General features: G+C 55.9%; 23 protein-coding genes. 5 read left to right on the top strand and 18 right to left on the bottom strand.

Annotated features, from left to right (window positions below; genetic code table 11):
- Nucleotides 1-617: 617 nt before the first annotated feature.
- Genes ASN_RS07935 through ASN_RS07925 form a run of 3 tightly spaced genes read right to left on the bottom strand, consistent with a single transcriptional unit; the run spans nucleotide 618 to nucleotide 2,007 of the window.
- The gene (locus ASN_RS07935) at nucleotides 618-803 is read right to left on the bottom strand and encodes a hypothetical protein (RefSeq protein WP_058987838.1); all 186 of its coding nucleotides are present in this window, start codon (nucleotides 801-803) and stop codon (nucleotides 618-620) included.
- Nucleotides 804-847: 44 nt separating this feature from the next.
- On the bottom strand, nucleotides 848-1,681 hold the full coding sequence (locus ASN_RS07930; protein ID WP_058987837.1) for an antA/AntB antirepressor family protein: 834 nt from the start codon (nucleotides 1,679-1,681) through the stop codon (nucleotides 848-850).
- A complete protein-coding gene (locus tag ASN_RS07925) occupies nucleotides 1,678-2,007 on the bottom strand; it encodes a hypothetical protein (protein WP_157765150.1) in 330 nt (109 codons plus the stop codon). Before ASN_RS07925 ends, ASN_RS07930 begins: the two co-directional genes overlap by 4 nt.
- Nucleotides 2,008-2,330: 323 nt before the next feature.
- On the opposite strand from ASN_RS07925, the gene ASN_RS07915 reads away from it, so the two are divergent.
- From ASN_RS07915 to ASN_RS07900, 4 genes are all read left to right on the top strand, one after another.
- Entirely contained in the window at nucleotides 2,331-2,960 is a 630-nt protein-coding gene (locus tag ASN_RS07915) for a toxin-antitoxin system HicB family antitoxin (protein ID WP_058987834.1), read from the top strand.
- Nucleotides 2,961-3,041: 81 nt separating this feature from the next.
- A complete protein-coding gene (locus ASN_RS07910; protein WP_058987833.1) occupies nucleotides 3,042-3,305 on the top strand; it encodes a BrnT family toxin in 264 nt (87 codons plus the stop codon).
- Complete coding sequence (locus tag ASN_RS07905) at nucleotides 3,289-3,597, top strand: BrnA antitoxin family protein (protein WP_058987832.1); 309 nt, start codon at nucleotides 3,289-3,291, stop codon at nucleotides 3,595-3,597. Before ASN_RS07910 ends, ASN_RS07905 begins: the two co-directional genes overlap by 17 nt.
- A 187-nt stretch (nucleotides 3,598-3,784) precedes the next feature.
- On the top strand, nucleotides 3,785-4,309 hold the full coding sequence (locus tag ASN_RS07900; protein ID WP_058987831.1) for a hypothetical protein: 525 nt from the start codon (nucleotides 3,785-3,787) through the stop codon (nucleotides 4,307-4,309).
- Nucleotides 4,310-4,960: 651 nt separating this feature from the next.
- On the opposite strand, the gene ASN_RS07890 is transcribed toward ASN_RS07900, so the two are convergent.
- Nucleotides 4,961-6,133: a phage tail tip lysozyme gene (locus ASN_RS07890; RefSeq protein ID WP_058987829.1), complete on the bottom strand. Its 1,173-nt coding sequence runs from the start codon at nucleotides 6,131-6,133 to the stop codon at nucleotides 4,961-4,963.
- Nucleotides 6,134-6,165: 32 nt separating this feature from the next.
- Nucleotides 6,166-6,873 carry a hypothetical protein gene (locus ASN_RS07885; protein WP_058987828.1) on the bottom strand — a complete coding sequence of 236 codons (708 nt, stop codon included), beginning with the start codon at nucleotides 6,871-6,873 and terminating at the stop codon, nucleotides 6,166-6,168.
- Between the two features lie 77 nt (nucleotides 6,874-6,950).
- Between ASN_RS07885 and ASN_RS19615 the strand changes: the two genes are divergently transcribed.
- Nucleotides 6,951-7,262, top strand: coding sequence for a hypothetical protein (locus tag ASN_RS19615; protein ID WP_157765149.1), 312 nt, complete (start codon nucleotides 6,951-6,953; stop codon nucleotides 7,260-7,262).
- Between the two features lie 127 nt (nucleotides 7,263-7,389).
- Here the strand turns inward: ASN_RS19615 and ASN_RS07880 are convergent, their stop codons facing one another.
- The 13 genes from ASN_RS07880 to ASN_RS07820 are packed head-to-tail and all read right to left on the bottom strand — an operon-like array spanning nucleotide 7,390 to nucleotide 17,129.
- A complete protein-coding gene (locus tag ASN_RS07880; RefSeq protein ID WP_058987827.1) occupies nucleotides 7,390-7,893 on the bottom strand; it encodes a hypothetical protein in 504 nt (167 codons plus the stop codon).
- Complete coding sequence (locus tag ASN_RS07875; protein WP_058987826.1) at nucleotides 7,893-8,330, bottom strand: phage tail fiber protein; 438 nt, start codon at nucleotides 8,328-8,330, stop codon at nucleotides 7,893-7,895. Before ASN_RS07875 ends, ASN_RS07880 begins: the two co-directional genes overlap by 1 nt.
- 2 nt (nucleotides 8,331-8,332) lie before the next feature.
- Nucleotides 8,333-9,484 carry a DUF3383 family protein gene (locus tag ASN_RS07870; protein ID WP_058987825.1) on the bottom strand — a complete coding sequence of 384 codons (1,152 nt, stop codon included), beginning with the start codon at nucleotides 9,482-9,484 and terminating at the stop codon, nucleotides 8,333-8,335.
- A 3-nt stretch (nucleotides 9,485-9,487) separates the two neighbouring features.
- Complete coding sequence (locus ASN_RS07865; protein ID WP_058987824.1) at nucleotides 9,488-10,054, bottom strand: phage neck terminator protein; 567 nt, start codon at nucleotides 10,052-10,054, stop codon at nucleotides 9,488-9,490.
- Nucleotides 10,000-10,395 (bottom strand): hypothetical protein, encoded by a 396-nt coding sequence (locus ASN_RS07860; RefSeq protein WP_058987823.1) that lies wholly within the window; start codon nucleotides 10,393-10,395, stop codon nucleotides 10,000-10,002. Before ASN_RS07860 ends, ASN_RS07865 begins: the two co-directional genes overlap by 55 nt.
- A complete protein-coding gene (locus ASN_RS07855; protein WP_058987822.1) occupies nucleotides 10,385-10,975 on the bottom strand; it encodes a hypothetical protein in 591 nt (196 codons plus the stop codon). Before ASN_RS07855 ends, ASN_RS07860 begins: the two co-directional genes overlap by 11 nt.
- Nucleotides 10,966-11,388, bottom strand: a complete 423-nt coding sequence (locus ASN_RS07850; protein WP_058987821.1) for a DUF4054 domain-containing protein — start codon at nucleotides 11,386-11,388, stop codon at nucleotides 10,966-10,968. The genes ASN_RS07855 and ASN_RS07850 overlap by 10 nt, the downstream gene beginning before the upstream one ends.
- Before the next feature lies 1 nt (nucleotide 11,389).
- A complete protein-coding gene (locus tag ASN_RS07845) occupies nucleotides 11,390-11,725 on the bottom strand; it encodes a hypothetical protein (RefSeq protein ID WP_058987820.1) in 336 nt (111 codons plus the stop codon).
- A gap of 3 nt (nucleotides 11,726-11,728) precedes the next feature.
- Nucleotides 11,729-12,766 carry a major capsid family protein gene (locus ASN_RS07840; protein ID WP_082666623.1) on the bottom strand — a complete coding sequence of 346 codons (1,038 nt, stop codon included), beginning with the start codon at nucleotides 12,764-12,766 and terminating at the stop codon, nucleotides 11,729-11,731.
- A complete protein-coding gene (locus tag ASN_RS07835; protein WP_058987818.1) occupies nucleotides 12,766-13,515 on the bottom strand; it encodes a structural cement protein Gp24 in 750 nt (249 codons plus the stop codon). Before ASN_RS07835 ends, ASN_RS07840 begins: the two co-directional genes overlap by 1 nt.
- A gap of 4 nt (nucleotides 13,516-13,519) precedes the next feature.
- Nucleotides 13,520-14,878, bottom strand: coding sequence for a DUF2213 domain-containing protein (locus tag ASN_RS07830; RefSeq protein ID WP_058987817.1), 1,359 nt, complete (start codon nucleotides 14,876-14,878; stop codon nucleotides 13,520-13,522).
- Nucleotides 14,875-15,672 (bottom strand): phage minor head protein, encoded by a 798-nt coding sequence (locus tag ASN_RS07825; protein ID WP_058987816.1) that lies wholly within the window; start codon nucleotides 15,670-15,672, stop codon nucleotides 14,875-14,877. The genes ASN_RS07830 and ASN_RS07825 overlap by 4 nt, the downstream gene beginning before the upstream one ends.
- The gene (locus tag ASN_RS07820) at nucleotides 15,672-17,129 is read right to left on the bottom strand and encodes a DUF1073 domain-containing protein (protein ID WP_231948435.1); all 1,458 of its coding nucleotides are present in this window, start codon (nucleotides 17,127-17,129) and stop codon (nucleotides 15,672-15,674) included. The genes ASN_RS07825 and ASN_RS07820 overlap by 1 nt, the downstream gene beginning before the upstream one ends.
- Between the last annotated feature and the right edge of the window lie 23 nt (nucleotides 17,130-17,152).

The following is a 17,152-nucleotide window of genomic DNA, read 5'->3' as shown; positions in this document are numbered from 1 at the left end:
CCTCAAGAATGATTCTCTGGACTTCCAGCATGGCGCTGTAAGACATAATCATCGAGCTTGTTTTCGTATTTACATAGCTGGCATCAAATCTTGTGTTGAGAATATAGTCAGTAAATTCGTCAATCTTTATCTTCAACACGCATTGCGCACTTTGGACGTTTCGAAGAAGTTGGCATGCCCTCTCTCTCTTTTTGGAAACGTCAATTTGCATACTGCGACATGCACCATTATTTATTCAGGAGACGAAGTCATTCAGCCTATAACTCAGGCGTTAACACTCAAATAATACGCGTATCAAATATATAAGATTTTAGTGTAAAAAATTTTTCAGCCCTACGCTTTACCGTAATGGGAAGACAGCCTCCCGACTGCAGCACAAAAACCCCCGCAACTTTCGTCACGGGGGTCTATGTCAACCAGAAGACAGGACTAGAAAGGGGAGAGAGATGGGCCTCGGCTATCCCCTTCCTAGGGCGAGGGTGATCGCCAAGCGGAACTGTAACCGATGATCGGCATGAGTCGCAACGAAAAAAGGCGGCCCGAAAGCCGCCCTTTCCCCTGAAAACGGTATCTATTGGAACACCCGGACTCACTCTCTATTCTGCCACCGGAGTCTGTCAAGCTATGGATTTACGCTCTGCTCGTTCTGCCTGCTCCAGATCGCGCCACATCTGCATGATGGCTCGGGCGGCTGTTCTCAGCCTCTCACGCCCCTTTTCTACGGTAGTCCCATACTTTGTCCGATGCTGCGGCATGGCTTCGGCGATGAATAAAACGGCATTGGAGATTTCCCGCTCACTCATTCTCACGCCAGCGTTGCCACCCCCGAAAGGGTGGCTGGCCTGTGTCAGGCTGTGCGCGCTGGCGTTTTGGCAAAAGGGACAGGGCTGGACCCTAACCCCATCTCTTTCTGGCCCTTCACAGATTTAGGCAGAAGGTGACGGCCCGGCCCAGTGGAGAAGTAAGCGTTCGCCACGACCTCGTGGAATGACCGCACCTCTTCTTCCGCTGTATAGCTGACCGTGTAGCCCATGCGGATAGACTGGCGCATCAGGGCATTGGACACGCGCCGCACTAACCCCCTTGGGCGCTTGGTAATGCCGTAATGGTCGAGCCACCGCTTGGCTGTGCGGTGTGTGACCACGGCCACGCCGACAGGGCGCACAGCAAGAACACCATCTACTTTCTGTGAAAGCTGCTCGATCTTGGGCGTGATCTGCTTGTTGACGATACCCTTCACCATGCCGCCAAGGGCCTGCATCATGCGCTGTTCCATCTGCGCTACTGACACTGACGGCTGGATAGAAAGCGCCTGCTGTTCGCGCCAGATGAAATACCGCCGAGCCAACCGGCCCTTCTCGTTATTCTCGACCATGGAAAGTTCCTTCGCCATGTCGAGGGTGAGGCGATACTCCTTTGTCTTCTGAGGGCGAGATTTTGAGGTGTCCGGATTGGGACGGCTCAAACCATCATAAGTTTCAAAGTCTTGCCCTTCTGCAAAACCAAACTCCTCTATGCGTCCCGGCATCCAAGCGCGGAAAGCGCGTCCCACTTTTAGGCCCTCATGAAGAGCGCGGCCTTCGACGCCGAGAACAACCTTGCCGCCAATCGTCATTTCAGACGCAACGCAGATAGCGGCAATTTCAGCGAACTCTGCGGGGATGGGGAGGCTCGTGCTCATGCCCGGCCCCCTGCCTTAGACGCCCCGCGATATAGCTCTTCTAGGCGCATTTTTGCGGAGGCCAACACTTCATCGGCACGCTTTTTCGCTTCTTCTTCTGAGTGGCCGCGCTCCAAACACCCAGCGAAGTGGTTTGCGGAAACTTTGGATGCGTAAAGAATGGCCTCGACCAAAGGCTGTTTTTGCTCTTTTGCAAACTCTGCGGCCAGATATCCCAATCCGTAGGGGGTGATTTTTGGCTCCCCATCTGATCCGATATACATAGCCCCTTCTGGGCACCCAGAACCAATTGTCAATTTCGGGTTATTTGTGCTATCATCTGTCATAGCGAATATATCCTATTTGCTTCTCGAGGCAGCGGGTTCGGTCGCCAAACTTGCACCCGCTGCTCTCATCTCTTCCTGAATTTTCATTGCCTCTAGTCGGATCAATATCTCGGTATTGAGGCTCCTGGCGTTTTTCTGCGCACACTCCCTCAGCCATCTATGCAAGGCGAAGGAAAGTCGTAAGCTAGTTTTAACGCCTGTTTTTTCGTGCCTGGTGTTCATGGCTCCTCTTCGTGGCACCTAAATGATGCCGTTAATGGCACTATCTATGGCATCACAGGAGGCGTCAAGACAAATTATGAAAAAGGAGCTATGGCGGAGCTATGGAAGAAGAAACCACACTCCGATTCTCTTTGCGTGTTCCTAAGGAGCTTCATGAGCGCCTTGCCGCGTCTGCAAATGAACACAATAACTCTCTCAATGCAGAAATGCTGAGATTGCTAGATGTTGGTCTGCGACGGGAAAAAGAAAAAGTCCCAGATAAAGGCCTTGTTGAGCAACTTCTGCCTCCGGGAATGGTGTGGCGAGTAGAGCGTTTCCGTTCGTCTAATGGGCTCTCATCCAATGAGGAAGCCGCCAAACGGTTGGTGAAGTTTGCTCTGGAGGAACGAGAGTCTACGAAAGATATCCTAGAAAAACTGCATGCATCTTTCCAAAAAGAAAGAGATCTAAGGCTATTAGCCCAGAATGTAATTGCCTCGCATAGCGCAACTACAAATATTAAATATGGAAAAGATTATGTATGGTTTGAAACAAAGTCCGATGAGTCGGGTGCTATAGATAAAAAGGGAAAACTATTCTTTTCTGAGCATGGAAACGAATGGGATTCGTCAATGGATTATTATACGCCGCAACCATCAGAGACTATTAAGAAGTCCGTGGAAAACGCAAAGCCCTATAATTGGCAGACACTTAAATCAGATCCTGATCTGGACGATGAGATACCTTTTTAGGCCGGTGCCCCTGACTCATCCCATCAAATTATATATACAATATACTTGCCCTGTCCGATTTTATCGTATATACAATAATCCATGAGATACGATTGGGACGAAACAAAGCGCCAGAGCAACATCGCCAAACACGGCGTTGATTTTGTTGCCGCTGACGGCTTTGAATGGGACGTTGCTTTTGTCATGACCAGCCAGAGCGCAAACGAACCACGCCTTGTCGCTATCGCTCCGATCAATCTGCGCCTTCATGTGTTGGTTTTCAGCATTGAAACGCGCATTGTCCGCATCATCAGCCTGCGCAAGGCCAACAAACGGGAGGCAAAGCTCTATGCCGCGCAAACCTGACTTTATCATGCCGACAGACGAGGAAGATGCCCGCATCAATCAGGGTATTGCTCTGGACGCAGACAACCCGGAACTGACCGAGCGGGATTTCCGGCGGGCGGTTCCTGCTTCCGTTATTGTGCCTGACCTTGCTTCTCAGCGACGAGTGCGGGGCCCACAGAAAGCCCCGACGAAGACACTAGTCTCTATGCGTCTTGACCCGGATCTTCTTGAACGCTTGAAGGCGGATGGCCCCGGCTGGCAGTCCCGTGCAAACGATATACTCCGGGAGGCTGTTGGTTTGTCGCGCTGACGGCTGACTCCCCAACCCTTCCCAGCTATGCGCACATGGTGGGAGAGTCTCGATTTGTTCGCCTTACGGGACTCTGAGGGGTACGGGCACCGTGCTCAAAATCACTCCAGACATTCATTTCTGATAGTGATTGACGCGACTCCAAAGGTACTGGCTGCCTCACCCTTATTGCAGGGAGAGGTATTTTATGAGTGCAGTTACTGAGTGGCTTGGTGTATTGTTCGCAATGGTCGGGGCCAGCACCCCATTTGTTCTTTATAAATTGAATGGGCAAGAGAAATTACCCCTTATTGAAGCAAAAGCTCAAAGAGGAATTATTTCAGAACCAAAAGATGCCGTTAGAATTTCTTTATATTTCAACAACAGAATACCTGAAACTCTGAACATAACAGACATATATGTGAAGTCGCCTCGGGGCGTGGAAATTATGCCTATTACCTACAGCATAGGGGCAGATGGGCGGGAGCGCGGCATTATTACAATGGAACGCTGCGACAAATATTCTTTCCCGCATGAAATCGCGCGGCCATATACTGAAGCCACGCTAGTGCCTGGCCTATCCAGAATTAAATTCTACGTGGACCCTTTGCCTGCAGAACTGCGCTCCCTAACAATATCCCTGCGCATTTCGTCGAGTGCACGCACGCTCAAAAGAAGACGCTTGGCTATACCGATCAATATAACGGACGATAAAGCATATGATACGCCCTGAATAACGCCGAGAATTCCGAACATTTCTGGTGACATGGTAATTTTCCTTCAATGGAAATTTTCATCCATTCATCTGAGTACCGTAGTAACAGCGCCCACGCCGTACAAGAAAAAGTTTCCCACCCCGCAAGGTACAGCTATCTTCCATCGGATTTTGATGGGAGGTTATTTTGAAACGAGTTCTATTGTTGGTGACGCTGGCATCAATGGCAAACATAACCGCGGCGTTTGCCCAAAGTGGCCATTGGGGGAATAAGCCGGGACTTCTGCCCGGCTCTCAGGACGCATATTATAAAGATGGGTCAACTGAGATTTCCGTGTCCTCTGAGGCGGCAAACCCGCATTCGGGCCGCGCGCTTATCAGCTTCACAGAGTGGGGGACGGTCGCTTCATGCCAGCCCGGGAATGATGGAGTTTTGATAAGCGACCAAGGGAAGAGCGCCCCGTTGGAGTCAATGGGGTGCGCACCTCAAGGCCCGCAGGGAGCAACATTCATGGCGCAGCTAAGCCGAGATAATTTGAAAGTTCTACAGGGCGCTTCAAAATTATACTTCCAACAGGGAAAGTCCAGGTTGCCCATTGGAACTGACGGCTTAAAGTCGGCTCTTGAATCCATGCATTGAGGGCATGCGCGTTTGCGCATCCCCTACCCCTAAGTCAACCCCATATTAGTCTGCCACGCCTGCATACGAGGATCATTGAAGGCCGCCTTAACGGCCTTCGTGATCTGCTTGGGGTCGCCGCCGGGAACATGAAGTGTCATGTGGTTGGTGACGTTGTTTGTGGTGCCCCCACCTGCCGGAGTGGACAGCGCAGCCCCCACAACGCTTTTTTGCGAAGACAGATACTCGGCCAAAGCCCCCCTCTTCTCTACCTCGCCATCCTGATCTTTTGGCCGCTCGAAATATCGGGAGACAATGGCTCCTGCCATACCTGCGTCAGTGGCTTTTCTGAGATAATCTCCAGCCTGCTTCTCGGTGTGTGACAGTTCCCAGTTTGCAAAATCCATCTGCTCTTTGGTCGCTGCGTCCCGATCCTTAACGGACTGCATGGTGTGCCCGTAGCGCGCGGCGTATTGCGCCTGACGGTCTCCATGCCACTGGAAAAGCCCGTATGCGCCGCCATTGTCCCCAACAGAAAACGGATCAAGATTGCTCTCAGACATGGCGTTGGAGAGGAGGCCCATTGCCTGCTCCCTGCTCCACCCCATACCCACGGACATATTGGCAATCTTGATCATGTCAGCAGGGTCTGCCGTGCTGATAGCCTTGCGTGCATTCTGCTCCGCGTAAGAGCGGCCCATCCCTACTTTCGACGCAAGATTGTCCAGGAATGACGCGCCCGGCACATTGCTATCCATCCAGCCGCCGATGTTGTCATTCGGGTCTGCGGCCTCAAGCCCTTTGTGGGCAACATACCCCACGCCCGCCGCTGCAATCAGCTTAGAAATGCCACCCAACCCCGCACCGCTGGCTGCGGCCAAGAGCTGCACATTACGCAGGACCGCAAGGAATTTTGAGCCTACCCACAGGGCAAATAGTAACTCAACAGCTTTTGCCCATCCCCCGACAAACTGGGCTGCGCCATCTGCGCTCTGACCAAAAGACTTTATTTCCTGACCGACTTTATTCCAGTCAATCGCCTTGATGTAATCCCACCAAGCCTTAATCTCTAGACCGATCTTCTCCCAAGTTACGCTCTTGATAGACGCCGTTAGCTGATCTGCGCCCATCTTAATGTCCGCCAGCCATGCGTCAGAGTTTGAGCGCACGAAGCCACTAAAAAGATCCATAACTTCGCGCACCTCGGGGCTGAGGTCAGTCATGATGGAGCGACCAAACGCCTCAGACTGCGCCGTCAGTTTGGTCCAAGATTCGAGGAGTTTAGCAGACTCTGTAGTATCACGCTCCGTCGGCGCATACTTCTGCAAAGACGCATACAGCTTCTGGATATGCTCCGGCCCTTGCTCCAGCAGGTTGATGAACCCCTGAGAGAACCCGGCCTGCGAACCGAGGGCCGAGAACAACTGCGGGCCAAGGCGCTGCGCTGCGCTGCGCGAGCAAGGTCGGGCATCAGGCCGTTCATGTCGCGCAACTGGCCGTTCGCGCCTTCCAGCCGCACGCCCATCTGGCCGAACACCATGCCCAGATTGCGCCGCCCGTCGATTGTCTGGAACTGAGACACCAGAGAGCCGAGGGAGCCGGACACATCCTCAGCAGAGCCACCAACAGCCTGCGCCGCCTTCTGCCACGCTGTCAGGCTGTTGACTGACACACCAAGGTTACGAGCCATGTTCCCTGCGGCTACGTTGGCGCTGGTCGTGTCACTGATGAAGGCCTTGAGCGTCTTGCCAGCGGTCAGAACTGCAAAGAAGGCCAAAGCTTTGCGCTCCAGAGAATGGAACGCATCACCCGCCGTATTGGCGGCTGTGGCAACGCCATCGCCCATCTTCGCAGCGCTGGTCTGGACGCGCTTAAACGCCCCCTCAGCCTGCTTCTGCCCCTTCACGACGGCCTTGGCGTCCAGCCCCAGAGAGACGACGAGGGCATCAATTATGGTGGGCATGCGTACGGCTTTCGGGGGGGGTGATTTGGAAAGACTCTGAACTGTCTGCCACAAACATTCAGCACCATTGTTCGAATTTGGATGAGGATGATATGTATTTCTATTCGCCTATAAACCCAAAGTCTGCATATTTTAATAAGGGAGATGAAGTTATTCTTTTGGGAAATCAGAGTGATAACTGGCAGTTTTCTGATTTTTACAGGGCCGCAATTGAAAGAACTGATGGCAATGGAAATATTACCGTCATTAATATCGAAAAATTAAGCCTATTGGTTGGAGAAATCCAAAAAGATGTTAATTTTAAATCAGGCATTCAAGTCTCAATCCATACTAATTCAACTACTCTCCCTGCCAACTACATTTGGGAGATATCTCCAGTACGGAAATAATCCTCCCATGCTCTCTATATGAGTTACCTATTAAACCTTTTCACAACAGCAATCTCCAGCAGGTCTTCAAAGCCCTCGCTATCATAAACCGTCTGGAGATCGTGGAGGCTGGCGACGCCCTCGCTGATTACGAGGGCGATACGCTCACTGATGTTTCTGCATCGGGCGACGGGGCGCTGTTTCCCATTTGCAGCAGCAGGGACAGCAGGGAGAACAACTGGCCGACGCCCTTGAAAAAATCCACGTGCAGAGCGAAGGCTTCCTTCTGGAGCCAGCCCACTGTGGGAATTTCCTCAATCTGGTCGGTTCTGGCGGCCAGTTTGAACGGGATGGTGACGGACGGATTGGCCGGGTCCGGAACATAGGCCACGCACTCAAGAAGCTGGTCGATCAGCTCATCCATGCGGGCCGGCTCCATAGCGCCGAAGATGCCGACGCCAGCCGCCGCGACTTCCGCAAGGCCTCCGCCTTCCGTCACTCCGGGAATGGCGCCACCCCCGCCGATGGCCGCCTGCACCGCATGCCGCCCCCATTTGTCCGCCTCATAGGCAGACATGCGGGTGATGATGAACACCTTGCCCTTGTCCGCGCCCTCATGGGGGCACGTGACGGTTTTCTGTTTCAGCGCCATCAGATTGCAGCCGGGACAACCCGCTCCCAACGCACCTCAAAGGCCCTGGCCTCCAGAACACGGGCGGCGGACGGGATCTGCACGGCAGAGCGCAGGTATCCCCGCGTCAGGGTGTATTTCTTGCCGATCGCAGGAAGCTGGATCACCGCGCCAAGCCGGTAGATTGTACGGGCCTGATCCTGCGCCGTGATGATGCTGTCAAACACCGAGGCCTCGTCGCTGCTGGCCTGCAGGCTGATGGTCTGGCTCACCGCATTGGCAACCCAGCCTACGTTCAGATACCCGTCAACCGACATGGACTCTTCGGCCAGTTCCCGCGCCTCGGTTTCAAAAGCACGGTCGGCGGCAAAGTTTTTCAGAGTGAAGGGTGCGTTAAACAGGCCCGGCACCGTGATCGTATAGATCGCGTTGGCCGAGGTAATCAGAAGATCAGACATGGTTACTGCACCTCAACGCTGCTCATATTGATGGACTGCACGCTCTGGCCGTCGGAGTACCAGAACTGCGCGGGCGGCGTGGTGCGCTTGACCCGGTAGGAGGCCGGAGCAGTGGACACATTGGGTTTGAGATACCAGCCCTGAGACTGCACAGTATCTGCCGCCGTGGTGTTGCCAGCGGCGTTATTAATCTGCTGTTTCTGGGAGGCTGTCAGCGTTACGCCAGACTGCACCGCACCAAAGCTGACAGCGGTGTTGATGGTGTCCTGCAAGGCCGCCTCAACCAGCGTGTCGCCCTCAGTGTTGTACGGGATTTGCCCGTTGTTCAGCAGCAGGTTGACCAGATCAGTCGTGAAATTCGCGTTCATCCAGATCTGGTTGACGTAGCTGTCAGCCCACAGGAACGCGCCAGAGACCGCCCCGTTATCAAAAAACTGGAAGGTATCGCCCTTATTGGCATACGCACCGTAGAAGCTATAGCCGTTGGCCAGCAGCGTTGCTGCGGTCGTGCCATCCGTCACGCTCGGAATGACGTTGGCGCTCTGGATCATGTCCAGATTGCGCCTGCCGCCTGCTGTGCCGAACGGGAGAGAGGCCATCCATCCGAGTGCCAGAGCCGCAGCGTTCGGGTCTTTATAGACCGCCGTGATGCCGCTGAGTGTCGTTCCCTTGAGCCATACACCAAACGCGGTGGTGCTGCTGGCTGTGGTCGCCTCGGTATCCGTGTCCCACAGAACGCCGAAGATGGTGTTGTTCTGCGCCGACACCCATGTTGCGAATGCCTGCTTGTCTGCCAGAACAGGTTCAAACGCACACGTCACGCCATTCCACGAGGCGTTGGCCGCCAGCAGCTTGGCGAGTTCGGTTGCCATATCCCCGCCGGTTTCCGGGTACCCACCGATCAGGAGCCGCGCCGGGGTCTGGGTCGCGTTGGTGTAGCCGCTGAAATAGACCGCCGCCATGGCTGCTTCCGTTGAGGATGCGCCAAAGGCCGTGGCGACTGAGGCCGCGTCGTCATATTCCGTCACGGTGCCTTCTGCCACGACGCTGACGGTCTGGGTCAGGATCAGGCCCGTGAGGTTATTCAGGCCACCACCGGCAGACAGAACGCCCGGCGTGACCTTGACTTTTGTTGAAATGGGGATGCCAGCCACGGGCTACTCCTTTGGGGGATAGGTTGTATCGACCTCAAGCGTGTCGATGGTGAGTTTGTCGGCGAACTGCTGCGGAATGCGGGTGGTGATGTTGGCCTGCAAAATCAGGTCCACACTCCAGCAATCCTCGTAGTTTTTCTCGGCATTAATGAAGCCAAGCTGCCGGATATCGGATGTGTGCAGCGGGGCAATGGGCAGACCGGACGCGGCCAGAGCATCCACTGCACTCAAATCGCGCCAGAGCATCAGAACGGATTGGATCAGGTTGCCAGAACCCTTCCCGAACGCGGATATCTGCATGGAGATGCGCGTCTGCTCGACCACCACGCGCTCCGTATCCGTGTAGGACCAGCCGTTGGTGGCGATGCGCTCCCGGCCAATGATGGTCATGAGCATAAACGGGCCAATGGGCGCGGGCACATCGTTGAGCTGCCCCTGCCGGATCGTTATGGAAAACGGCAGGATAGATGTGATCCACGCCTTAACCGCCGTGTAAATATCCTTCTCGGACGGCGTTACGAGCAGCCCAGGGGCGGTGATGTTTGGCGGGTCACTAACACTTTGCACCATTCAGCATCTCCCCATTCCTCAAGGGATTGGGTCACCTTCCAGTAGGAATTGTAAAACTTGATGAGGTCGCCGCCATATTGCAGGGGTCGGTTCAGCGCCTTGATGCCTCCCCGGATATAGACCGCCCGCATGTCAGCCTGCTGGTTGAGGTTTTCGACCTGTTGCAAGTCCTGCCCGGTCAAGGCCTGCACCTCAATCCAGATGCGCGCCACGATGTATTTGGGCTCGACCTCACCAGACGGCGTGTCCTGCACCCCATCGCTGGCGAACAGATCAGCAGGAATGCACGGGTTGACCGCGCCGGTCATGCGACCCGCTATGCCGAAGAGGTTAAGACTCACTCGGGCCGTCCTTTACTTCATGCGTGACGGACTGGAACATACGTCCTGTGTCAATGAGGGGCCGGTTAAAGCCTTTTTTCCTGATGGTGGACGGTTTATTCTCTGGGCCGATGCGCTTTATTTCGTCGCGCATTTGATCCGACATCACGCGGCCCATGACGTTCAGAGACTTCTTAACCGAAAATTTTGTCTCCACCAGAGCATCGCCCAGCGCTTTCCCCCAATCTGCCTGATTGTTGACAACGGTATTTCTCATAAATGGCCGTGCCGGAATGGTGATCACATGCGACGGAACCGTGTGGGTGGTGGCAAAGTTTGACTTGTTGCGCCTGACGAATTTCCCGTTCTTGTTGAATGACCCGTCCTTCGCGACAGAGCGGTAAATTTCGGTCTCATGCTCGGGCACCTCGACGGTGCCACCGAATTCCTGCACGGACGCGATGTAGGCAACTGGCTTGCCGTCTGGATACGTCGCATCCTCAAAGAAGCCCACATCCACATGCCCGCCCTTCTCCACCTTCTTGGCGAGGTTGGTCAGAGCACGCTGGAGCTTGTCGCCCCCCTTGATCTTTACGGCCATGTCTGCCTCTGGATTCTGCGTGTGTGGACGTATCGCGCCGTGCGTAGCCATAGCGTGGCCTGCCAGAACGCAGCCCCATACTGGGTTTGCATAAACCACGCGGCTGCCCCCGGCTGGCTGCCCATGTCCGTGCTGACTGAAACGGAACCCCGGCTTGCGCTGGCTACCCGGCCGACCATCCCCGCCCCGTTTCCGCCGCTGGATGCTGGCAGATTCAGATAGGCGATGTGGGCGACCAGCATGTAGAGATAAAGCGTGCGCTGCGCCACGTTACGCACAGGGCTGCATTCCGTATTGTCGAGGTAGAGTTCTGCCTCGGCAAAATACAGTCCAGCCAAAGGCGCAGCCACCTGCTCAGCAAGGTCGGGGTAGCGGGCCGACCATGTTGCATAATCGAAGACCGCTACCGCCATTTTACTTACTGCCTGCTTTTGTCACGCCCGGTGCTGGAGCATCGGGGTCAAGAGGTTCTGCCCCGGTTTTGATCCCCGCCTGCTCATTGGCCTGTGCCGTGGCCTTGGCCACCGTGCTCTGGGCGAATACGAGACCCTTTTTCACGAGGTCACTATCCTTGTGCTTCGCGTGCCAAGCGTCCCACAGATCAGACGGCACGGAGCTGAGTCCATATCCCCCGATCACGTTGGAAGAGTTCGCGCCGGAGAGAATTGCTTTACTCTCCCCAACGCGCAGAACGACGCCGTTTGGCAGTTTGCAGCCGACGGTTACGGGGTTTGATGCGGTACCGCTCATGGCTTAAATCCCCGTCATTGTTGCAACGCCAAACGGCAGGTAGATGATCGCGCCCCACGTGCCCTGAGAGAGTTTCTGTTCCCAGCCAGACGGCGCAGTGACGACGGAGTGGGTGCGCAGCTTTTCGGTGAAGGCGGCTTCAGCGACCTGCTGCCCCTCGATCTCCTTGGCGACAGCAATCATGGTCTGAACCGTCATGCCAGCGGCATCACCAAACTCTACAGCCTGGACAATGCTGATGTTGGCATACTGCTTTTTAAGCAAGTCGAAGGCTGACAGGCCGTACTTGTTCGACAGGGTCATGACACCCGCGCGGGTGGGCGACATGCCGAGAGTAATCTCGGAATCCGTATCGACATAACCAGCGGACTGCGCACGAAGCTGGGTGATGACGGCAATGCAATCAGCCAAGATTTCTTCCGGCTCTGCCTTATCCCATGACGTACCACCGGCGGTTTTCACGCTGGCGACTTCTGCGGCAGGCAGGCGCGGGTCGTTCAGGTAGCCGTAATTCCGCAGCCCCTTCACGCCGTAAAAATAGGTCTGGTTCTGGAACTTGTTCAGCTTCAGCGCGGCAGACTGGCGCAGCTTGGCAACCCACTGGATGCGGGCCGCCCCTGCCATTTCCACTTCCCGCTCACCCCAACGGGCAAAGACCTGATAGTGGTAGGACTGGCGGTCCGGGAAATTGGCGTTGAGGTCAACAATGCCGTTGTTGTTCCAGTCACCATAGCTGACCGTCCGCCCCGTGCTTTCGATCATCGGGAAAATGGCCGTCGGCGTGATCCAGTCGCCCTTTTTTACTTCCCCCGCAATCTCCGCGCCGCGCATCGGAGAGAACACCACGTCGATCAGCTTGGGATCAACATAGGTCGCCATGAACGCCGGGATACCAGCGTTGGCCGTGGTGGAGAGAGTGGGCGCGGCGTCCATCGCCATGGCGTCAGACGCGAGAATGTCATTGGAGGGCAGAATGTGCGCGCCCTCGGGCATGACAAAGCCCCGCTGCTTCAGAAGCTCAAATTCGGTGTCATAAGCCATTAGCCACGGCTCCATGTGCTGATTGTGATCGTTTCGCCCGCGCTACCGCCGAGCGTGACGTAGAAGTTTGTTTCGACAGCGCCCGTGACGGTTGCTCCTGCGGCGCCGGTGGACAGTGTGCCGTCCGTGGTGGAGGCAAAGACTTTCTGCCCTGCTGTCGCTGCGGTCGTGGCCGCGGCAAAGTAATCACCGGCGGTCTTGAGATCGACCATGTAGCCCTGCGGCATGACCATGGTGGCCTCGTCGTAAATGTCGGAGATCCATGCACTGCGGTCGTTGAACACCAAGCCGGTGGGTGCGCCTGCTGCGGTTGTGCTGCTGGTGCCGGTCACGTTCAACGTCAGACCTGACCCGCTCCCGTTTGTGGTTGTCGCAACGCCGGTTGCTGTTGGATCTGTGCTCTGTGCAGTGGCGCTCTGGAGCGTCACGGCGGTCACAACGCCACCGGTTCCGATTGTGGACACCGTGGCCTTGCCGCCAGCAAATGCCGCCGTATCGCCAACAGCGTAGCCTGTGCCGCCCGCGCCAACAGCCAGCGCCGTGACCGTGTAGGAGGTCGTAGAGGCAGGCGGTGCATTCAGCACCGTCCCGTCACCCTGATCCCAGCCGAAGGCGGCAATGGTGCAACCACCGGTGCCCGCCACATACGCACCTTCCGGCGGAACGGCGCTTGCATCCGGGTTGTTGGACGCGAATGTGCCAGGCACGCCGTAGGCGAGTTCCTGATTAACCTGATTCTGAAAAGGCATCTGATTACCCTGCAATCTTCACGGCCTTGAGGCCGGGGTGGTTGTCGAGGAAGGACGTGCCTGCCTTGCTGTCAGCCGCTAGAACCGGGCGCTTTTCGCGCTGGGCGTTGGCTGCATGCTGGCGGAACATTGCACCGTATGCGCTGGCCGGGATGCCGGAGAGGTCATAACCAAGCTGACGCAAGGCGAACCGATGCACGCCTTCCGCGCTGTCCATGGTCACAGCCCCCACGAAAGGCTCGACTTCGGCCTGCGCGGCGACAAGAGCGCGCATCGCGGCCATAGTTTCGGCCTTAGCCTCGGTTTTGGCCTTGCTGATCGCGGCGTCCATCGCAGCTTTCGCCCCGGCAGATTCGCGCTCACGGTCGAGACGTTCTTTTTCGGCCCGCTCGGCATCGGCCTTGCGCGTTGCTTCTGCTTCACGCTGCCGGTCAGCCTCGGTCTGCTCTTCATCCTCAGCAACCGACGCAAGAGCGGAAATCATCTTGTCAATTTCATCGTCGGAAAAGCCAGCCTCGCGCAGTTTGGCGCGCCGCTCCTCCTCGCCATCATCTTCTGCTACGTTTTCCGCACCTTCGGTTGAGGTGTTTTCAAACAGAGCCAGAACCTGATCCATAATTTCATCAGGAACGCGACCACCGAGCAGATTACGTAGCGTTTCGCATGCGTCATCCTTCGCGGTTTTGTCATCCATGTCTTCGTCCATAGCCTTCTTGCAGGCTTCCATATCAGCATCTTGCGCAAGAAACGGGCGCAGCTTTGCAAGAAGGGCACCCTGCTTGTTCTTAGGAATTTTCTTCATGTTTGGATTTTCCAATTGTGCGTCTGCAACCAGAACGTCTGGACCAGCGCGGCCACTGGGAACGACAGCGACGTGCGAACCCACAATGTCGCGCATCACGCCGTCGTATTTCTCCCCCTCATATTCACCGGGGGTCATGTCGGCCCTGTACCGGTAGGCGCTTGAAAGCTCCCGCTGCTCTCCGGTCTTGATCCGGTCGATGGCGTCACCGTCCCAGATCACAAGGCTGTTCATCAGGTAGGGCGCGTCAAACGTCGCCTCATTGCCGGTCGTGCCAACTACCAGATCACGGCGCGGGTTGGCCGCTGTGACGTGGTAATGCTCTTCCAGCACCGGCAGGCCGTTGAAGCTTGACGCGGCCTTTTTCAACTCGTCAGGGTCACGGAGCATCTGGTAGATGCGCTCCGGGTCCAGCCCAAGTTCACGGTTGCTCGGAATTTCCCTACCCATGTAGGGGCAGATATTGGCCTTACTGATGGGCGTTGCGGCCACACGCAGGCGTCCTTCAGCGTCCGTCGTGCGCACGCTGCCCATACGATCATACGCGAGTATGTCGGTCATTCGTCGTTGAACCCTTTGAGGATTATCCTGCTCGCACACCGGCAGTTCGGCTTTTGCCCGGGCCATATGCGCTCGTCGTCAATCAGCGCGCCCTCACGCACGTCAAAGCGCAGCCGCTTACGACCCGCCTCAACATGACTGTGCCGCGGGTTTCTCCCGCCCGCAGAATGCACCCACTCGGCCTCGAACAGGCCGGTGTCTATCTGGCGCTGCCGGTTGATGGCGCTGGTGACTTTGGCGTTCTGGTCGCGCGCAATGTTGGCCGCACGCCTGCGGGTGATGCCAAGACGCTGCTCCAATCCCTTGGTTAGCTCGCCCAAGTCTCCGCCATGCGCTACGGCGCGCAGAACCATCTGGTTGACATCACTTAGGTGCTGCTCTCCAACATTTTTGATCAGGAGGACGTTTTCTTCAACGCAAGCCTTTATCGCGCCACTTACATCCTTATTCGGATTGAAATTGACCGTGAATCCAGCTTTCTTTTTCAGTTCTGATTTGAATGTCCTGTCCACATTCCCCTGCGCCTGCTGCACAAACGCCGGAGCCAGATGCTGAGAGAGCGAATTGAACTTGAGCCGCCACTTTGCCGTCAGTTGCGTCATCAGTTTTTGCAGATCGGTAGCTGGGTTTGCATCCTGCGTGATCTGGCTCTCTACGCGCCGGTAACGCGCGCGAAGCCAGTAGCGAAGACTGGCTTCCATTTCGTCTATGAGCTTGTTCAGTTCACGCTCATAAAACGCCCCCACCCCGGCGCTTGGCCTTATGGGCTTTAAGGATTTGGGTTTGGAGGCCATTACACGCCGTCATTGTCTGTGTGCGCAGCCGGGTTCCCGAACAGGCTTACGCCGCCATTTTCGGGGTCGCGTCCTTCCTGCTCGGCCAGCGGCTCATACCCGCCACCCTCCAGATTAGCCCCGTCGAAGAGTCCGTCTTCATCCGAGCGCAGAGCCGTCCGCACCTCGTCATTGCTGGCCGCGCCGATCTCCACATAGACCGCCCGCGTATCCGCGTTGGTCTTGGCAATGGCCGCTTTGGCAGCCTCATCCAACTGCCAGAGCGGGACAAAATTGAAGCTGATATCTGGATCTATCTCACCCCAGATATTCAGCATGCAGGCGTGCATGACTTTGGTCAGGTTGGCGCGGAAGAATGATTCCTGATAAGCCGCAACCCTGTCATACCAGACCCGGATTTCCCCCTCAGATGAGGCATTGAGACCGGACGGAGAGATGCCGGAGAACTTTACGAGCGGCTCCTGCGCTGCAACGCAGACCTGCTCCAACGCTTGGTTTTGCAGTTTATCCAACCCAGCCAGATTGGCGGAGAGGATCTGCAACTCTTCCTTGTCTTTGTCAGTCAGAAAAACCCCGCGATTGTCGCGGAATTTCATAAAGTTTTCGATGCGGTTGATCAGGCCGCCGATACCAGCCTGCTGATAAACCGCCTGCATCTCGGTTTTAAGATTGACGATGGAGCAGCCGTTAATCAGGTCTGATACAGACTGCCGGGTGCGGACCCAGTTATCAACATACGGCTTGGCAAGTTGCGTTAGCGCGATGCCGCCAAAATTGTATGTCGGGGCCAGAATGGGCGGCACTTCGCGCGACACAAAGCGCAGCAGGCGGTCTTTATGGACAGTAGCGCCCTGCACCCACCACTTTCGGGGCACGTAAAAGTCTGGCCGCAGCGGGTTGCTTGAGTTGTATTCGTTCGGGCTGGTCCAGATAGGCTCAATAGCCACAAGCGCCTTGAGCGATCCTTTCTGGAAAGTTTCTGGCGTCAGCAGCAGGGGATTGGCGAGCTTCTTATCAAGCTGGCCCAACCCAGTATCAAAGAAGAGTTGGCCGATCCCATAAAAGCCGTCGAATTCCGCCATCGTCTTGAAGTGGTCACGCACAGACAGGCGGACGAATTCAGCCTCAAGCTCGCTAATGCGGTCAGCCTTGGAAGATCCGCTTTTACCCCGGAACTCAATCCATTCCCGTGTAGCCTCATCCGCCAAGGTGCTTACAATGTGACGGTATTCGACGCGCTGCGCCATTTCAGCGAGGCGCGCATACCCTAGGAACGTGGTCCCGTCAGCAACAGCGTTATTGAGATACTGCGCAATGTCCGCCGGGTATGCACTGTCCATCGCCACAACAGCATCTTTTGGCACGACGCCAGGCAATGGTTTTACGGGGGAGAATACAGTCGTTGCACCAGACCGCACACGAGCCACCTCACGAGAGTCCGTGTCCGTCATCGTCATGACGCTGCGCTCTGGGCGCACCA

This window comes from Acetobacter senegalensis (assembly GCF_001499615.1).
In the GTDB taxonomy this organism is placed as follows: Bacteria; Pseudomonadota; Alphaproteobacteria; order Acetobacterales; family Acetobacteraceae; genus Acetobacter; species Acetobacter senegalensis.
Note: the sequence above shows the minus strand (reverse complement) of the source record. Positions and strands in the feature narration are given on the sequence as shown.

Coding starts and splice junctions, on each gene's coding strand:
- ASN_RS07880 (WP_058987827.1), bottom strand. CDS start 7,893: ATGGCGCTGAAACAGAAAACCGTCACGTGCCCCCATGAGGGCGCGGAC.
- ASN_RS07845 (WP_058987820.1), bottom strand. CDS start 11,725: ATGAGCGGTACCGCATCAAACCCCGTAACCGTCGGCTGCAAACTGCCA.
- ASN_RS07820 (WP_231948435.1), bottom strand. CDS start 17,129: ATGACGATGACGGACACGGACTCTCGTGAGGTGGCTCGTGTGCGGTCT.
- ASN_RS07910 (WP_058987833.1), top strand. CDS start 3,042: ATGAGATACGATTGGGACGAAACAAAGCGCCAGAGCAACATCGCCAAA.
- ASN_RS07930 (WP_058987837.1), bottom strand. CDS start 1,681: ATGAGCACGAGCCTCCCCATCCCCGCAGAGTTCGCTGAAATTGCCGCT.
- ASN_RS07840 (WP_082666623.1), bottom strand. CDS start 12,766: ATGGCTTATGACACCGAATTTGAGCTTCTGAAGCAGCGGGGCTTTGTC.
- ASN_RS07855 (WP_058987822.1), bottom strand. CDS start 10,975: ATGGCCGTAAAGATCAAGGGGGGCGACAAGCTCCAGCGTGCTCTGACC.
- ASN_RS07835 (WP_058987818.1), bottom strand. CDS start 13,515: ATGCCTTTTCAGAATCAGGTTAATCAGGAACTCGCCTACGGCGTGCCT.
- ASN_RS07905 (WP_058987832.1), top strand. CDS start 3,289: ATGCCGCGCAAACCTGACTTTATCATGCCGACAGACGAGGAAGATGCC.
- ASN_RS07850 (WP_058987821.1), bottom strand. CDS start 11,388: ATGGCGGTAGCGGTCTTCGATTATGCAACATGGTCGGCCCGCTACCCC.
- ASN_RS07900 (WP_058987831.1), top strand. CDS start 3,785: ATGAGTGCAGTTACTGAGTGGCTTGGTGTATTGTTCGCAATGGTCGGG.
- ASN_RS07890 (WP_058987829.1), bottom strand. CDS start 6,133: ATGACTGACCTCAGCCCCGAGGTGCGCGAAGTTATGGATCTTTTTAGT.
- ASN_RS07825 (WP_058987816.1), bottom strand. CDS start 15,672: ATGGCCTCCAAACCCAAATCCTTAAAGCCCATAAGGCCAAGCGCCGGG.
- ASN_RS07875 (WP_058987826.1), bottom strand. CDS start 8,330: ATGTCTGATCTTCTGATTACCTCGGCCAACGCGATCTATACGATCACG.
- ASN_RS07935 (WP_058987838.1), bottom strand. CDS start 803: ATGAGTGAGCGGGAAATCTCCAATGCCGTTTTATTCATCGCCGAAGCC.
- ASN_RS07830 (WP_058987817.1), bottom strand. CDS start 14,878: ATGACCGACATACTCGCGTATGATCGTATGGGCAGCGTGCGCACGACG.
- ASN_RS07865 (WP_058987824.1), bottom strand. CDS start 10,054: ATGGTGCAAAGTGTTAGTGACCCGCCAAACATCACCGCCCCTGGGCTG.
- ASN_RS07925 (WP_157765150.1), bottom strand. CDS start 2,007: ATGACAGATGATAGCACAAATAACCCGAAATTGACAATTGGTTCTGGG.
- ASN_RS07915 (WP_058987834.1), top strand. CDS start 2,331: ATGGAAGAAGAAACCACACTCCGATTCTCTTTGCGTGTTCCTAAGGAG.
- ASN_RS07885 (WP_058987828.1), bottom strand. CDS start 6,873: ATGCCCACCATAATTGATGCCCTCGTCGTCTCTCTGGGGCTGGACGCC.